The organism is Kitasatospora sp. HPM-01-4 (assembly GCF_051374625.1).
In the GTDB taxonomy this organism is placed as follows: Bacteria; Actinomycetota; Actinomycetes; order Streptomycetales; family Streptomycetaceae; genus Kitasatospora.
This window is the reverse complement of sequence record NZ_JBPQGP010000005.1, coordinates 8,598,710-8,612,426: the sequence shown is the minus strand read 5'-3', so window position 1 is coordinate 8,612,426 and position 13,717 is coordinate 8,598,710. Positions and strand designations below refer to the sequence as shown.

At 72.2% G+C, this 13,717-nt stretch carries 14 protein-coding genes; 4 read left to right on the top strand and 10 right to left on the bottom strand.

From position 1 onward, the window contains the following. Positions 1–25 precede the first annotated feature (25 nt). The 4 genes from ACSMTC_RS37160 to ACSMTC_RS37145 form a co-directional block, all read right to left on the bottom strand. Positions 26–376: a UBP-type zinc finger domain-containing protein gene (locus ACSMTC_RS37160; protein ID WP_436564158.1), complete on the bottom strand. Its 351-nt coding sequence runs from the start codon at positions 374–376 to the stop codon at positions 26–28. Then, entirely contained in the window at positions 373–1,833 is a 1,461-nt protein-coding gene (locus tag ACSMTC_RS37155; RefSeq protein ID WP_436564157.1) for an ATP-binding protein, read from the bottom strand. The genes ACSMTC_RS37160 and ACSMTC_RS37155 overlap by 4 nt, the downstream gene beginning before the upstream one ends. Further along, on the bottom strand, positions 1,830–3,506 hold the full coding sequence (locus ACSMTC_RS37150; RefSeq protein WP_436564156.1) for an NAD(P)/FAD-dependent oxidoreductase: 1,677 nt from the start codon (positions 3,504–3,506) through the stop codon (positions 1,830–1,832). The genes ACSMTC_RS37155 and ACSMTC_RS37150 overlap by 4 nt, the downstream gene beginning before the upstream one ends. A gap of 152 nt (positions 3,507–3,658) precedes the next feature. Beyond that, positions 3,659–4,618, bottom strand: coding sequence for an AEC family transporter (locus ACSMTC_RS37145; protein ID WP_436564155.1), 960 nt, complete (start codon positions 4,616–4,618; stop codon positions 3,659–3,661). Between the two features lie 237 nt (positions 4,619–4,855). Between ACSMTC_RS37145 and ACSMTC_RS37140 the strand changes: the two genes are divergently transcribed. Further along, a complete protein-coding gene (locus tag ACSMTC_RS37140) occupies positions 4,856–5,656 on the top strand; it encodes a helical backbone metal receptor (protein ID WP_436564154.1) in 801 nt (266 codons plus the stop codon). 110 nt (positions 5,657–5,766) lie between these two features. Here the strand turns inward: ACSMTC_RS37140 and ACSMTC_RS37135 are convergent, their stop codons facing one another. The 3 genes from ACSMTC_RS37135 to ACSMTC_RS37125 all read right to left on the bottom strand — a co-directional run bounded on the left by ACSMTC_RS37135 (position 5,767) and on the right by ACSMTC_RS37125 (position 8,668). Next, positions 5,767–6,498, bottom strand: a complete 732-nt coding sequence (locus ACSMTC_RS37135; protein WP_436564153.1) for a tyrosine-protein phosphatase — start codon at positions 6,496–6,498, stop codon at positions 5,767–5,769. 101 nt (positions 6,499–6,599) lie between these two features. Continuing rightward, a complete protein-coding gene (locus ACSMTC_RS37130; protein WP_436564152.1) occupies positions 6,600–7,841 on the bottom strand; it encodes an aminotransferase class I/II-fold pyridoxal phosphate-dependent enzyme in 1,242 nt (413 codons plus the stop codon). Next, entirely contained in the window at positions 7,841–8,668 is an 828-nt protein-coding gene (locus ACSMTC_RS37125; protein ID WP_436564151.1) for an SDR family NAD(P)-dependent oxidoreductase, read from the bottom strand. The genes ACSMTC_RS37130 and ACSMTC_RS37125 overlap by 1 nt, the downstream gene beginning before the upstream one ends. Before the next feature lie 190 nt (positions 8,669–8,858). On the opposite strand from ACSMTC_RS37125, the gene ACSMTC_RS37120 reads away from it, so the two are divergent. Further along, positions 8,859–9,362 carry an FBP domain-containing protein gene (locus ACSMTC_RS37120; protein WP_436564150.1) on the top strand — a complete coding sequence of 168 codons (504 nt, stop codon included), beginning with the start codon at positions 8,859–8,861 and terminating at the stop codon, positions 9,360–9,362. A gap of 140 nt (positions 9,363–9,502) precedes the next feature. Here ACSMTC_RS37120 and ACSMTC_RS37115 read toward each other — a convergent pair whose 3' ends face one another. Both ACSMTC_RS37115 and ACSMTC_RS37110 read right to left on the bottom strand, forming a co-directional pair. Then, complete coding sequence (locus tag ACSMTC_RS37115; RefSeq protein WP_436564149.1) at positions 9,503–9,691, bottom strand: hypothetical protein; 189 nt, start codon at positions 9,689–9,691, stop codon at positions 9,503–9,505. Between the two features lie 195 nt (positions 9,692–9,886). Beyond that, a complete protein-coding gene (locus ACSMTC_RS37110; protein ID WP_436564148.1) occupies positions 9,887–10,810 on the bottom strand; it encodes a helix-turn-helix domain-containing protein in 924 nt (307 codons plus the stop codon). Positions 10,811–10,948: 138 nt separating this feature from the next. Between ACSMTC_RS37110 and ACSMTC_RS37105 the strand changes: the two genes are divergently transcribed. Further along, a complete protein-coding gene (locus ACSMTC_RS37105) occupies positions 10,949–11,329 on the top strand; it encodes a YybH family protein (RefSeq protein WP_436564147.1) in 381 nt (126 codons plus the stop codon). Between the two features lie 132 nt (positions 11,330–11,461). On the opposite strand, the gene ACSMTC_RS37100 is transcribed toward ACSMTC_RS37105, so the two are convergent. Next, complete coding sequence (locus ACSMTC_RS37100) at positions 11,462–12,448, bottom strand: Lrp/AsnC family transcriptional regulator (RefSeq protein WP_436564146.1); 987 nt, start codon at positions 12,446–12,448, stop codon at positions 11,462–11,464. 128 nt (positions 12,449–12,576) lie between these two features. Here ACSMTC_RS37100 and ACSMTC_RS37095 point away from each other — a divergent pair, with 128 nt between their 5' ends. Beyond that, positions 12,577–13,611 carry an MDR family NADP-dependent oxidoreductase gene (locus ACSMTC_RS37095; RefSeq protein WP_436564145.1) on the top strand — a complete coding sequence of 345 codons (1,035 nt, stop codon included), beginning with the start codon at positions 12,577–12,579 and terminating at the stop codon, positions 13,609–13,611. The last annotated feature ends 106 nt before the right edge of the window (positions 13,612–13,717 follow it).

The window sequence follows — 13,717 nt, the reverse complement described above, 5'->3', positions numbered from 1 at the left end:
CCCTGATCGGCTTCCGCGGCGGACTTCACCCCAGGCGATCGGCCCAGTCCGGCGGTACCCGCCCCGCGGGGCCGGGAGTCGGCTGGTCGGCGGGGTGGCTCTCCGGCGGTGCCAGCCGCGGACCCGACTCGTACATCTCGGACGTCTCGTAGTCCCAGAACCAGCTCTCGCCCGGTTCGAAGCTGCGGATCAACGGGTGCCCGGTGGCTTCGGCATGGGCGGTCGCATGCTTCGCCGGCGAGTCGTCGCAACAGCCGATGTGGCCGCAGAGCGCGCAGCGCCGCAGGTGGAACCACCACCCGCCGACCGCGTCGCACTCGAGGCATCCGGTACCGCTCGGCGGCACCGAGGGGTCGATTCCGTTCCGGGAACTCATGACAGCTCCTGTGGGACGTCGGAGTCGGTGGAGGTCAGCGGGAGGCGCACCTGGAACCGGGTGTCGCCGGGGACGGACCGCACCCGAAGGTCACCGTGGTGCTTGTTGACGACGATGCGCCACGAGATGTCCAGGCCGAGGCCCGTACCCTCACCCACCGGTTTCGTGGTGAAGAACGGGTCGAAGATGCGGTCGCGGATCTCCGCGGGCACCCCGGGCCCCGTGTCGCCGAACTCGACGAGGAGACGGTCGCCGTCCCGCGCGGTGCGCACCGTCAACGTGCCCTCGGCGCCCGTGCTCCTCATCGCTGAAACGGCGTTGTCGATCAGATTCGTCCAGACCTGGTTGAGCTCGCCGGGGTAGGCCGGGATCTTCGGCAGCGTGCGGTCGTACTCCTTGACGACGGTGATGCCGGGGCCGATCTTCCCGGCGAGCATCAGCAGCGTGCTGTCGAGCAGTTCGTTCACGTCGGCGACCTGGTAGGGCGCCCGGTCGAGTTGGGAGTACTGCTTGGCCGCGGTGACGAGGGCTGAGACGCGGGCGGTCGAGTCCTCGATCTCGTTCAGGAGGAGTTCGGTCTCGACGGTGCAGTTCAGCCAGTGAACGGCGCCTTCCAGGGTGTCCTCGTCCACGGCGGCCGCGACCTGGTCCAGCCAGTCGGCGTCGAGGCCCGCCTGGACGAACGTCGGCGCCAACTGCCATCCGTCCGCGATGCCCTGGGTCTCCAGCCAGTCCAGGACGGCGTCCTCCCGGTCCGAGGCTTCGAGCGGGCTCAGGGTGCCGGCGGCCTTGGCGACGCGCTCGGCCGTGCGTTCCTGGATCTCGACGAGTGTCTCCAGGCTGTCGCGCCGGTACGGGCCCGTCGCGATGGCGCCGAGCTTGTGGCGCATGCCGGCGACCCGCTCCCGCAGCGCCGCCGTCGCCCGCACCGCCGCCGCGGCGGGGTTGTTGAGTTCGTGGGTCAGCCCTGCGGACAGCGACCCGAGGGCCAGGAGCCGTTCTCGCTGGCCGACGGCCTGCTGGATGTTCTTGGTGCCGAAGAAGAGCCCCTCCAACAGGTGTACGGCCATCGGGAACCACTCATGCATGATCTCGGCGAAGGTCTCCGCGGGAAGCACGAAGAACCGCGAAGGCTCGGTGGCACGCAGGGAACTGTTGTAGACCTGCTGCACGCGCTCGCCCAGGTAGGCCTGGAAGGCTCCCGCGTAGACACCGCGGCTGGAGCTCCGGTTGACCTCCACGTCGTCGTCGCCGACCTTGCGCGAGAGGACGAGGGCTCCTTCGAGCAGCACGTAGAAGCAGGTGGCCGGGTCGCCCTCCTGGTAGACGGGCCCGGGGTCGAACGCCTCCACACGGCCGTCGCGGCACAGCCGCGCGATCTGTTCGGGGGCCAGCTTCTCGAACAGGAACAGCGTGCCGATCTCCTCTTGGCTGCACGGCAGCGGCCGCCCGTTCACGACTGCTCCAGGTACCGGTGCGCGAGCATGACCGCCATGGCTCCCTCTCCGACGGCGGAAGCGACGCGCTTGGCGGACTCGGCGCGCGCGTCTCCCGCCACGAACACCCCGGGCACGTTGGTCTCCAGGTGGTACGGCGGCCGGTCCAGCTCCCATCCGGGCGGTGGACGCCCGTCCGCGGTCAGATCGGGGCCGGTCAGGATGAAGCCGCGCGCGTCCCTCAGCACCGTGCCCTCCAGCCAGTCGGTGAGCGGGGCCGCGCCGATGAACACGAACATCCACTGGGCATCGACGAGTTCCGTGTCCCCGGTCGCCGTGTTGCGCAGGGTGAGCTGCTCCAGTCGGTGGGTGCCGTGGGCGGCCTCGACGACCGTGTCGGTGCGCACCGAGATCGTGGGCGTGCCCTTGATCTGCTGGACGAGGTAGTAGGACATCGAGGCGGACAGGGATGGTCCGCGCACCAGGATGACGACCGACTTGGCACCCCGGGCCAGGTACATCGCGGCCTGCCCGGCGGAGTTCGCCCCGCCGACGATGTACACGTCGTGGCCCTGGCACGCGGCAGCCTCGGTCAGCGCCGAGCCGTAGAACACCCCGCACCCGGTCAGGTCGGCCACACCGGGCGCCTCGAGCTGCCGGTACGACACGCCGGTCGCGAGGATCACGCAGTGCGCGGCGACCGCCGAGCCGTCCGAGAACCGGACGACGCGCGACGCGCCGTTGATCTCCAGCCCGGTGACCTCGCGTGCGGTCAGTACCTCGGCACCGAACTTCGCCGCCTGGCGCCGGGCCCGGTCGGTGAGCTGCGCCCCGGACACTCCGTCCGGGAAGCCGAGGTAGTTCTCGATCCGTGAGCTCTGGCCCGCCTGACCTCCGGTCGCGGAGCGTTCCACGAGGACGGTACGCAGACCCTCGGACGCCCCGTACACGGCCGCTCCCAGGCCCGCGGGCCCGCCCCCGATGATGGCGAGGTCGTAGAAACGGGCCGAGGGGGTCGTGGCCAGGCCGACCCGGACGGCGAGGTCCTGGTCATCGGGCTCGATCAGTGCCGTGCCGTCCGGAGTGATCACCAGCGGGAGCCGCAAGGCGTCCTGACCGGCGGCACAGAGCAGCCGCCGGCCCTCCGGTTCGTCGGAGGAGTACCAGCGGTACGGCACCTCGTTGCGGGCCAGGAACTCCCGTACGCCCCACGAGCGAGCCGACCACCGGTGTCCGACGACCTTGGTGATGGCCACCGGCCGTTGATCGGTGGCCCGCCAGACGTCCAGCAGATCGTCCACGACCGGATAGAGCTTCTCCTCCGGCGGGTCCCAGGGCTTGAGGAGGTAGTGGTCCAGGTCGACCACGTTGATCGCGTCGATGGCCGCATTGGTGTCCGCGTACGCGGTGAGGAGCACCCGCCGCGCGCCCGGATACACGTCGAGAGCCTGCTCCAGGAACTCGATGCCGTTCATCTGCGGCATGCGGTAGTCGGCCAGGATCACCGCCACGAGGCCACCCCGCAGCTTCAGCTCGCGCAGGGCGTCCAGCGCGGACTCCCCGGACTCCGCGCGCACCACGCGATACCCCTCGCCGTAGCGTCGCCGCAGGTCACGGGCGACGGCACGGGACACTCCGGGGTCGTCGTCCACGGTCAAGATGACGGCCCGCGCCGCGTCGGCAGCCTGTGCCATGCGTCTCCTGCCCCGGGCTGGCAGGTCCTCGTTCTGGCGTCGCCAGCCCGTGTACGCCCGTACGCCGGTGGCGTCCATTGTAGGAGCGGTTCTGCGGCTTCGCTCCGAGAGGCCGGCCGCGGCACCGACATCGAGGCCGGCGTTCCGGTGCCCTAACGCCCCCCGAGCAGCCAGCCGGCGACCGAGAGCGTCCCCATCGACACCAGGGTCGAGTACATCACCGAGTCACGCGCCAGGACCGTGCTCAGGCCGTACTCGCGAGCGTAGGTGAACACGTTCTGCGCGGTGGGCAGTGCGGAGCAGACCACCAGTGCGAGCAGCTGGTGCGACGGCAGGTGGAGGAGCAGACTGCCCACGGCGAGTGCGATCAGCGGCTGCAGCAGGTTCTTGATCACCACGGTGAGGGCGACCTCGGTGCGCCGGGCCGGGCGGCCGGCGGTCCGCCTGCCGTGCAGCGACATCCCGAGGGTGACCAGCGCGGTCGGCACTCCCGCGCCGCCCAGCACCTCGCAGGAGTGCCCCAGGGTGGGCGGCAGGTGCCAGCCGGAGGCGGAGGCGAGCGCACCGAGCGCCGCGGCCAGGACGATCGGGTTGCGCAGCGGCATCATCAGCAGCCTGGGCACCCGGCCGACGCGCTCCTCGGCACCGTCAGCACCCTTGCCGGTACCGGCGTCCAGCAGGGCGAGGATGACGGGGGTGACCATCAGCACCTGGAACACCAGCACCGGAGCGATGAACGAGGCGTCGCCCAGCACCTGCAGAGCCACCGGGATGCCCAGGTTCGCGGCGTTGACGTACCCGGACGCCATGCCGGCTATGGTCCGGTCGGCCGGGCCCCGGCCGAACCACCACCTGGCCGCGGCGGCCCCGAGCAGGGTGGCCGCGGCGGTGCCGGCCGCGAAGGCCGCCATGGACGGGTTGGCGAAGCTGTCCAGCGGCGTCCGGGAGATCATCACGAACAGGGCCGCGGGCATGGCCACATGGAAGACGAACCGGCTGAGGACGGTCTCCGCCTGCTCGCCCAACAGGCCGGTGCGGCCCACCAGATAGCCGACGGCGGTCAGTGACCAGATGGGGGCGAAGGCGGCGAGCAGTGGGTGCAGGGTGTGCATGAGTCCTCGACTGGTCCGTGCGGTCCGCGCGATCCGCCGACCGCTCTTCCGGGTGGGGCAGGTGTCCGGGGTCTCCGGCCGCCCCGCAGTCAATCAGGCCGCGTCGACGGCTTCTCCACCAGCTGCCAGGCCCTGACCGCATCGGCGCCCCTCCTATGTGACGGACCGTCACACCCCGGGTACCGGCACGCCCCGCTCCGCCGGCCGGAGCGCGCGCCGGCCGGGTACGGTGGCCGGATGAGCGAAGCGTCCCGTACCGAGACCGACGATCAGGGCAGTCCCGTACGGCTCGGGCCGGTACGGCGGGTGGTGTCGCTGGTGCCCTCGCTGACCGAGGCCGTCGCCGCCACCGCGCCGCAGCTGCTGATCGGCGCGACCAGGTGGTGCACCCACCCGGCCGACCTCGTGGTGGAGCGGATCGGCGGCACCAAGAACCCGGACGTGCCCCGGATCACCGAACTCCGTCCGGACCTGGTGGTGGCCAACGAGGAGGAGAACCGCGCACCCGATCTGGCGGCGCTGCGGGCGGCCGGGATCCCGGTCTGGGTCACCGAGGTCCGCACCCTGCCGCAGGCGCTGGCCTCACTGGACCGGCTGCTCACCGTCGCCTGCCGGCTGCCGCGCCCCGCCTGGCTGGACGAGGCCGGGGCGGCGTGGGAGGCGGTCGGCGAGGCACCGGCGTACGTGCGGGCGGTGGTACCGGTCTGGCGGCGGCCCTGGATGGTGCTCGGCCGGGACACCTTCGCCGGGGACCTGCTGCACCGGCTCGGTGTGGCCGTCATCCACGCGGACCACCCGGAGCGCTACCCCGCCATCCCCATCGGCGAGTTGCTGGCCACCGGGCCCCAGCTCGCCGTGCTGCCCGACGAACCGTACCGCTTCACCGCCACGGACGGTCCCGAGGCCTTCCCGGGTATCCCCTGCGCCCTGGTCAGCGGGCGCCACCTCACCTGGTACGGCCCCTCCCTGGTCCGGGCCCCGGCCGTCCTCACCGCCCAACTGCGCGCCGCCCAAAGGCCCGAGGACCCCCAGGGGTGACCGACCGGATGCGGCCCGGGCCCGGTCCCGGCCGACCGGCGGTCGAGGGCGGATCACCGTACCCGGACGACGGTCCGGCCGGGCACCTGCCCCGCCCTCGGCTGCCGCGCTCAGCCGACGAGCAGGCGCTCTCCGAGCAGGCTGGCGAACTCCGGCCCCAGACCCAGGACTTCACCGGCATAGCCGCGCACGGAGCCGTGCCGCGCCGCCAGCTCCGCGAGGAAGAGCCGCATCAGCTCGGCCGGCGCGCGCCCGTAGCCGGGCCAGTTCGGCTCGCGGCCCGGGTTCCCCGCGCGCCAGTCCGCGATCAGCCGCTCGGTGGCCAGCCCGGTGAGCGCGAAGTCGGCCACGATCGTCTCCTCGGGCACACCGAGCAGGCCGAGCACGAGTGCCGCCACGATTCCCGTACGGTCCTTGCCCGATGCGCAGTGGAAGACCAGCGGGCCGTCGGCGCCGGCGATCACCTCCAGGGCCCGCCGGAGCTCCTCGACCCCGTCCTCGGCCACCTCCGCGTACCGCTCCGCGAGGAAGGTCGCGGTGTCGACCTCGGGGCCGAGCGCCGCCTGGTCGTACGGCCGGTGCTCGATGCTGAGGTTGTGGTACTCGACCCCGAGGCCCTCCGGCACCCGGCCCCTGGACTCGATCTCCCACGGGTAGCGCAGATCGATCACGGTACGGATACCGAGGCCCAGGAAGCGCTCCCGGTCGGACTCGCTCGCCAGCTTGGCCAGCGAGTCCGAGCGGTAGAGACTGCCCCAGCGCACGGTGCGGCCGTCCTCGGTGCGGTAGCCGCCGAGGTCGCGGAAGTTGTGCAGCCGGTCGAACTCGATGTCTCTGATCATCAGGTCACTCTAGAGTCTGCACGCTTGGGCTCCGCAGCCGAGGATTCACCGTCGATGTCCCACAACCGAGGCCCCGCTGCCGGGACTTCGCGGCGGAGCCCTTACGGCCGGGGCCCCGACCCGAGCAGCCCGCCCAGCCGGGCCACCGCCTCGGCGACCATCGCCTGGTCCTGGGTGTGGCAGAGCCGGAACCAGCCGGGGGCGTTCGGATGGAAGATCTCGCCGGGGATGATGCTGACCCTGGCCCGTTCCAGGATGGTCTGCCAGAGCCTGTGCTCACCGGCGTAGGTCGGTTCGGGCAGGTGGGCGCGCAGGTCCAGCCAGAGCGAGCAGCCGGCCTCCGCCGGGATGTGCGGTATGCCCTGCCGCGCGAGCGCCTCGGCGGTCGCCGCGTACGAGGCCGCGAGGCGGCGGCGGTTCTCGGCGAGGAAGCCGGCCGTCCACTCGGGGTCGGCCAGTAGATCGGCGAGGAACGCCTGGGTTCCGGTGGAGACCGGGGCGAAGTAGCTGAGCGCCCGGGCGGCCGCCCTGACCCGGGGATCGGTCACATGCAGCACACCGGTCTTGAAGCCGGGCAGGCCGAAGTCCTTGGCGAAACCCCAGATGGTGTGGGTCCGTCCCGCCCTGGCCCGGCCCACGGCCGGGTTGCGCAGGCTGGTGAACGGGGTCGGGCCGAACACCGAGTGCGAGTACAGCTCGTCGCCGACCAGGTCCAGGTCGTGCGCCGCCGCGACCTCGGTGAGCTCGCGCAACCGCTCCGCGCTGTGCACCTGTCCGAGCGGGTTGGAGGGCGAGGCCAGCACCACGGCCCGGACGGTGACGCCCTGCCGGCCCAGCTCGGTGACCGTACGGTCCACCGCCCGGGCGGAGAGCGCGAAGCCGTCGGACTCGTCCATCAGCGCCGGCACCACCCGTGCGCCGGAGCGGCCGCCGAGGTCGGTGTCGAAGGCCGCGTAGTAGGGCGCGGGGACGACGATCGCCTCGCCGGGGTCGCAGAGGACGGTGGCGATGATGTCCAGGGCGGCCGTGGCGCCGCTGACCACCACCAGGTCCTCGGGGTCGACCGGGGACTGCCCGGTACGGGTGAGGAGCCCGGCGATCCGCTCGCGCAGCACGGGAGTTCCGTGGAGCTCGGCGTACCGGGCGTGCTCCTCGGTCAGCCCGCCCGGCCGGGCGAGGCGGTCCGCGAGCAGATCACCGACGAGTCGGTTCTCGGCGGTGCCCAGGTTGAGGTAGCCGTCCGGCCGCAGCCGGGGGTGGTAGGGCCGGGCCTCGGCTCGGAAGTGGGCCTCGGCGATGGCCGGCGAGGCCGCGGTGAGGGCGGCGGCGGTCCGTGACACCATCAGTGGCCTCCGGTGTTCGGGTCGGTGGGGGCGGCGGCGGGGGCGGCTGAGGTGATGAGCCCGGGGTGGACGCCCAGTCCCATCGAGGCGTCGATGACGGCGCCGTGCAGCAGGGCGGAGTGCGGTCCGGCCAGCCAGTGGACCAGCTCGGCGACCTCGTCCGGTTCGATCAGCCGTCCGCGCGGCAGGCGGGCGAGCAGTCGGGCGCGTTCGTCCGCCGAGAGGCCGGTGAGGGTACTGGCCTCGAGCATTCCGGTCGCGGTGGCCCCGGGGCAGACGGCGAAGACGTCCACGTTCTCCTGGGCGAGTTCGGCGGCGAGCTGCCGGGTGAGGTGGCCGATGGCGGCCTTGCTCATCCCGTCGGCGAGCCGGAAGCCTGGGAACTGGGAGATTCCCCCGCCGACGCTGGAGATGTTCACGATCTTGCCGAAGCCGCGTTCCCGCATCCCGGGCAGCAGTTGCCGGATCAGCCAGAGCGGCCCGACCGCGTTGATCTGCAGCAGCGCGGCGTCCTGCTCGTGCTCGGGCCCCTCGGCGTAGCGCTCGATGGTGGCCGATCCCGCGCCGGCGTTGTTGACCAGGATGTCGACCGGGCCCGGGAGTTCACGCTCCAGGCGCTGGTGGTCCGCCCAGTCGCCCTGGTGGAAGGGGAAGGCCTGGACGGCTCCCGGCCGCTCGCGGTTCAGTTCCGCGGTGAGCGCGGCGGCCCGCTCGCGGCCCGAGTGGTAGGTGAACCAGACCCGGTGGCCGTCGGCGGCGAACCGTTCCACGCAGGCGCGTCCGATGCCTGCCGAGCCACCGGTGATCAGGACGTTGCGCAGTTCCATGTGCCCCCTCGGGCTCGGCTGCCGGCCACGCGGGTGGCGCACGCGGCGAGATCCAACCGCCCTCGGTGGAGGCGGCTCGGTCATGGCTCGGTTGTGAACCGGCTTGATCATCGCACCGGCATGAGCATAACGACAGCCCCCGGGAAAATTCAGGCGACGCCGCCAGATCAGGGTGCTAGCTTCCGATCACATGAAACCGGTCACCGAAGAACAGATCCGCGCTTCCTTCCTGAACTGCACCAAAGGGGAGGCACGCAGGCTCAGTCTGCCCCGTGGGCTGGCGGATCAGCCCTGGGAGGACCTGGACTTCCTCGGCTGGCGCGATCCGGGTGCCCTCGACCGCGCCTACCTGGTCGCCGAGCGGCCCGACGGCCTGGTCGGCGTCACACTGCGCGCCACCACCGGGATCCGCCGGACCGTGCTGAAGAGCAACCTCTGCTCCCTCTGCATCACCGCCCATGCCGGTTCGGGCGTCGCGCTGCTGGCCGCGCGCCGGGCGGGCCAGGCCGGCCGGGACGGCAGCACCGTGGGCACCTACATCTGCGCCGACCTCGCGTGCTCGCTGTACGTCCGGAAGAAGAAGCGCTCCCAACTGGCCGAGCGGGTCACCGAGTCGCTGACGCTGGAGGAGCAGATCCTGCGGACCCGGGTCAATCTCGACGCCTTCCTGGACCAGGTGCTCCAGACCGCCTGATCCGTAACGGACCAGGCGGCCCGCGCCGTAGGGCGTGTCCGACGGTTCCCGCCGGGCACTCGGTTCGAACTGTCGGACACGCCCTTGGAGTTGGACCGCTTCGGGGCCGGCCCGCCTTCCGTGTGGGGGTGGCTGTGCGGTCAGCCGGCCACCGCGGCGAGCCCGGGGGCCCGGGGCGGGACGGCGCCCCGGGCCTGAGGGGCCTCCCCGCCGACGGCGAGCTCACGCCGGTCGGCGTCCAGCGAACTGACCAGCCCGCTCAGCAGCCTGCGGAAGTTCGCGGTGTCGGCACGGTGGTCGGCGGGGTGGATACGGTCGTCGGACGGCATACGGCGGGCACTCTCCTCGCGGGCTGCGGCTGGTGATCACCGTCATCCTCGCGGCCGGACCTCAACAGCCGATAAACGATCAGAAGCGCGAGAAGCGCGAGAAGCGCGAGAAGCGCGGGCGCGGGCCTACGGTTCCTGATCGTGCGTCAGGATCGGTCACCCGATGCGTCGAACCGGTCGTGGACGCCGGCCGTCTCACCGCTGGGCGCGGCGGAACTCGCCCGGGGTGCGGCCGGTCTCGCGGGCGAAGAACTTCCCGAAGTTGGTGGCCTCGGTGAAACCGAGCGCGCGGCCGATCGCGGCCACGGGCAGGTCGGTGTGGGCGAGCAGCCGCTGCGCCTGCAGCGCGACGCGGGCGTCGGCGAGCTGCTTGGCGCTGCGGCCGGTGGCGGCCAGGCACGCGCGCGTCAGGGTTCGAGAGGAGTAGCCGAGCCGCGCGGCGTAGTCCTCGACGGAGCGGGTGGTGGCGAAGGAGCGTTCCAACTCGCGTCGGAAGGCGAGGTGGACCTCGGCGCCGGGCGCGGGCGGGACGGGGCGTCCGGCCGGGTCCGCGAGACGCGCCATGCGAATGAGCAGCGCACCGAGAAGTTGGCGCAGCAACGCTCCGGTCAGCTCGACGTCGATGTCGGCGGGTACTGGTGTGTCAGGGGTCCGCTGGTCTCGCAGTGACCTGTATTCCGCCTCCATCTCCGTCACGGCGCGGTCGAAAGCGTCGAACCCGTCGGACGGCAGACACCATGCGACCGGGCCGAAGCCGTCGAGCACCTCGCGCGTCGCGGGCAGCGGCGGCGGGAAGTCGGCGGTGAACAGCAGCAGGACGGCGTCGAGGTCCGCGGGGCGGCCGTTCGCATCGGAGGGCAGGCGCTGCACCTGACCGGGCCGCAGGTGCAGCAGCGTACCGCGGGCACACGGGTATGTGACGAAATCGACCACCGCGGTTCCCTCGCCGCCGCGTACGAGCATGATCTGGTGGAAGTCGAGGCGGCTCGGACGGCGGGCGACCGAGCTCTTCAAACGCGACCTCAACGCGTCGAAGGTCAGCACCTCGACGCCGGTGTGCAACCGGTCGGGATTGTCGTAGGCGATGTCGATGACGTCGCGCTGTCCATTTTCGACCATCTCAGGTCGCGACTCTACCTCGTCCGGAGGGCGGCCGCGGGGGCATCGTGGAGTCACGGCCGAGCGGCGGGCGCCAGACCGGGCAGCGCGCCGGAAAGCCGTCACCACCATCCCTTCGTGAAGTGAGGACCTCTCACCATGTTCCCTGTCGTCACCGACCCCGCGAAGCTGCCGGTCCTGTTCCAGGACGCCCTGAACGCCGGCGACATCGACGGCGTGCTGGCCCTGTTCGCCCCTGATGCGGGCATGCGCACGGTGGCCGGCGAGCACATCGCCGGCGCCGAGGCGCTGCGCACGGAGATCGGCGGAACCGTCGCCGCCGGCGGCAGGCTGACGAACGTCTCGCGGCACACGCTCGTCGGCGCGGACACCGCCCTCCTGGTCACCGACTGGACCCTGGAGATCGACGGCCCCGGCGGCGAACGGATCGCCCCGACCGGCACCACCGCCAACGTCGCCCGCCGGGACGCCGACGGCGGCTGGCGCTTCACCGTCCTCAACCCGCTCGGCACCGCCTGAGACCATGCCGGCCGCGCGGCGCGGCGGCGGGTGACGGGCCCTCGTCCTGAAGTGAACCCACGGGTCGGTCTCCCGGAACCGGAGGTGCCGACCCGCGGGTTCGCCCCAGGGGCACCTGTCACCTGGGCACAGTTACCCGACCGCAGGGCCGGGACGGGGGATGCCGAGCGCCCCGACGCGTTTGACGGTTCGAAGGATCGGAGCGGTTTCGATCCCGCGGACACCCGGGAGAAGGCCGGCTCGATTGGCGATGTAGTCGTACAGGGCATAGACGTCCGGGCACAGGACGGAGCCGAGCAGGTTGGTGGGGCCGGTCGTGGCGGCGGCGAAGGAGATCTCCGGGTGCTGGGCGAGTGACCGTCCCGCGGCGGCCAGTCGGGACGGCTCGACGGAGATCCACAGGAGTGCGGTGCCGGTGTAGCCGAGGAGCCGGGGGTCGACGTCGAGGTCGAAGTACAGCGCGCCGCCGGCCCGCAGTGACGCGATCCTGCGGCGGACCGTGGCCTCGTGCCAACCGGTGGCCGCCGCCAGGTCCGTGTGGCTGGTGCGGCCGTCGCGGGCCAGCGCCGACAGGAGGAGGCGGTCTCCTCCGTCGAGTTCGACCGGCTCCGGGAGACTGTCCGGTGTGGTGGATGGCACGGTGAGCCGGGCGATCTGTCCTTGGGTGAGGACTGAGGTGACTCCCTTCCAGCCGGTGGGGCCACCCCAGAAGGTGTGCAGGACGCAGTGTGCGCTGATCGCCGTCACCGGGCGCGTGGCGGGGAGTCTCTCCAGCAGGAGTGCGTCGCGCTCGTGCTCGTCGGCGGCCCGGAGGGTGCAGACCACTTCGGTTCCGCCTGACGCCAGACGGACCCAGTAGGTGTCCTCTCGCCGGGCGAGGGCCTCGGCGACGGCGGTCGAGGCGCCGGGGGCGCACTGCAGCCGGATCACCCATTCCACGTGCCCGAGACGGCGTGCGTCGAGTCGGCCGAGCACCCGGAGCGCGCCGGCCTGGCGCAGCCGGCGGTAGCGGCGGGCGACTGTCTGGTCGGAGACGCCGAGGACCTCGGCGATCCGGCTGAACGGCGCCCGGCCGTCGATGTGGAGGGCATGGACGAGTTGGCGGTCGAGTGAATCCACGCTCGCACAGCCTATCGGTGTCGGAATTCGGCGCGGATCCGCCTCCGGCTGGGGCGCGCCCACGGCGCGGGTCATCGTGAGGGAGGGCCGCCCGGGCCCCGCGATTTCGCCGCTGTGAGGAGTACTTGATGTCCGACCTTCCGCCGACCTGCCGTGAAGTCCGGCTCGCCGCCCGGCCCGAGGGCCTGCCCGGCCCGGAGCACTTCGATGTCGTGGAGATCCCGCTGCCCCGCCCGGCGGCCGGCCAACTGCTGGTCCGCAACCGCTTCTTCCGGGTCTCCGCCTCCCTGCGCATGATGGTCAGCCAGGGCGCCGAGGATGTGCGGGGCGTGCCGTTCCCCGCGCTGCGACCGGGCGACACCCTGGTGGAGGAGGCGGTCGGCGAGGTCGTCTCGGCGCCCGCCGGAAGCGGTCTGTGCCCCGGTGACCTGGTCTCGCACTTTCTGGGATGGCGGGAGTACGCCGTCGTGGACGAGGCGGCGTGCACCCGGCTGGACGGGACCCTGCCGGACCCGGTCGCCTACCTGGGACATGGCGGGACGGCCTATGCGGCGCTGACCAGGGGGGTGCGCATCCGGCCCGGCGACACCGTGTTCGTCTCGGCCGGCGGCAGCGCGATCGGTTCGATGGCCGGTCAGATCGCCCGGCTGCTGGGCGCCGGCCGGGTGATCGGCAGCACCGGCTCGCCGGAGAAGGCCGAACGGCTCGTCCGTGAACTCGGGTACGACGCGGCCCTGGTCCGCGGTACCGACGAGCCCATCGCCGGTCAACTGGCCGAAGCCGCTCCCCAGGGCATCGACGTCTTCCTGGACAGCGTCGGCGGTGACCAGTTGCGCGCGGCGGTCACGGCGGCCCGTGAAGGGGCGCGGTTCGTCCTGATCGGCGCCCTGTCGGGGCAGTTGGCGCCCCGCGGTACCGGGCGGACCGCCCCGGTCGAGCTGGACTCCTTCCCTTTCCTGCTGAAGAGGATCAGCATGCGGGGCTACAGCGCCGACGACGATCCCGAGGCGCGCCCGGAGTGGCTCCAACGGTTCGGTGACTGGCTCCGGTCCGGCGACATCACCTTCCCCCACGTCCGCATCACCGGCATCGACCACGCACCGGACGCGCTGCTGCAGGTCATCGAAGGACGCCAGCTGGGGACCGTCGTCGTGGAACTGTAGGGGAACCGACGAGCCGACACCGTGAGGTCCGGCCCGGCAGGGTCGTGACCGACCCGCTCGGCCGGTGCGGGACGGTCGTGACCGACCCGCTCGGCCGGTGCGGGAC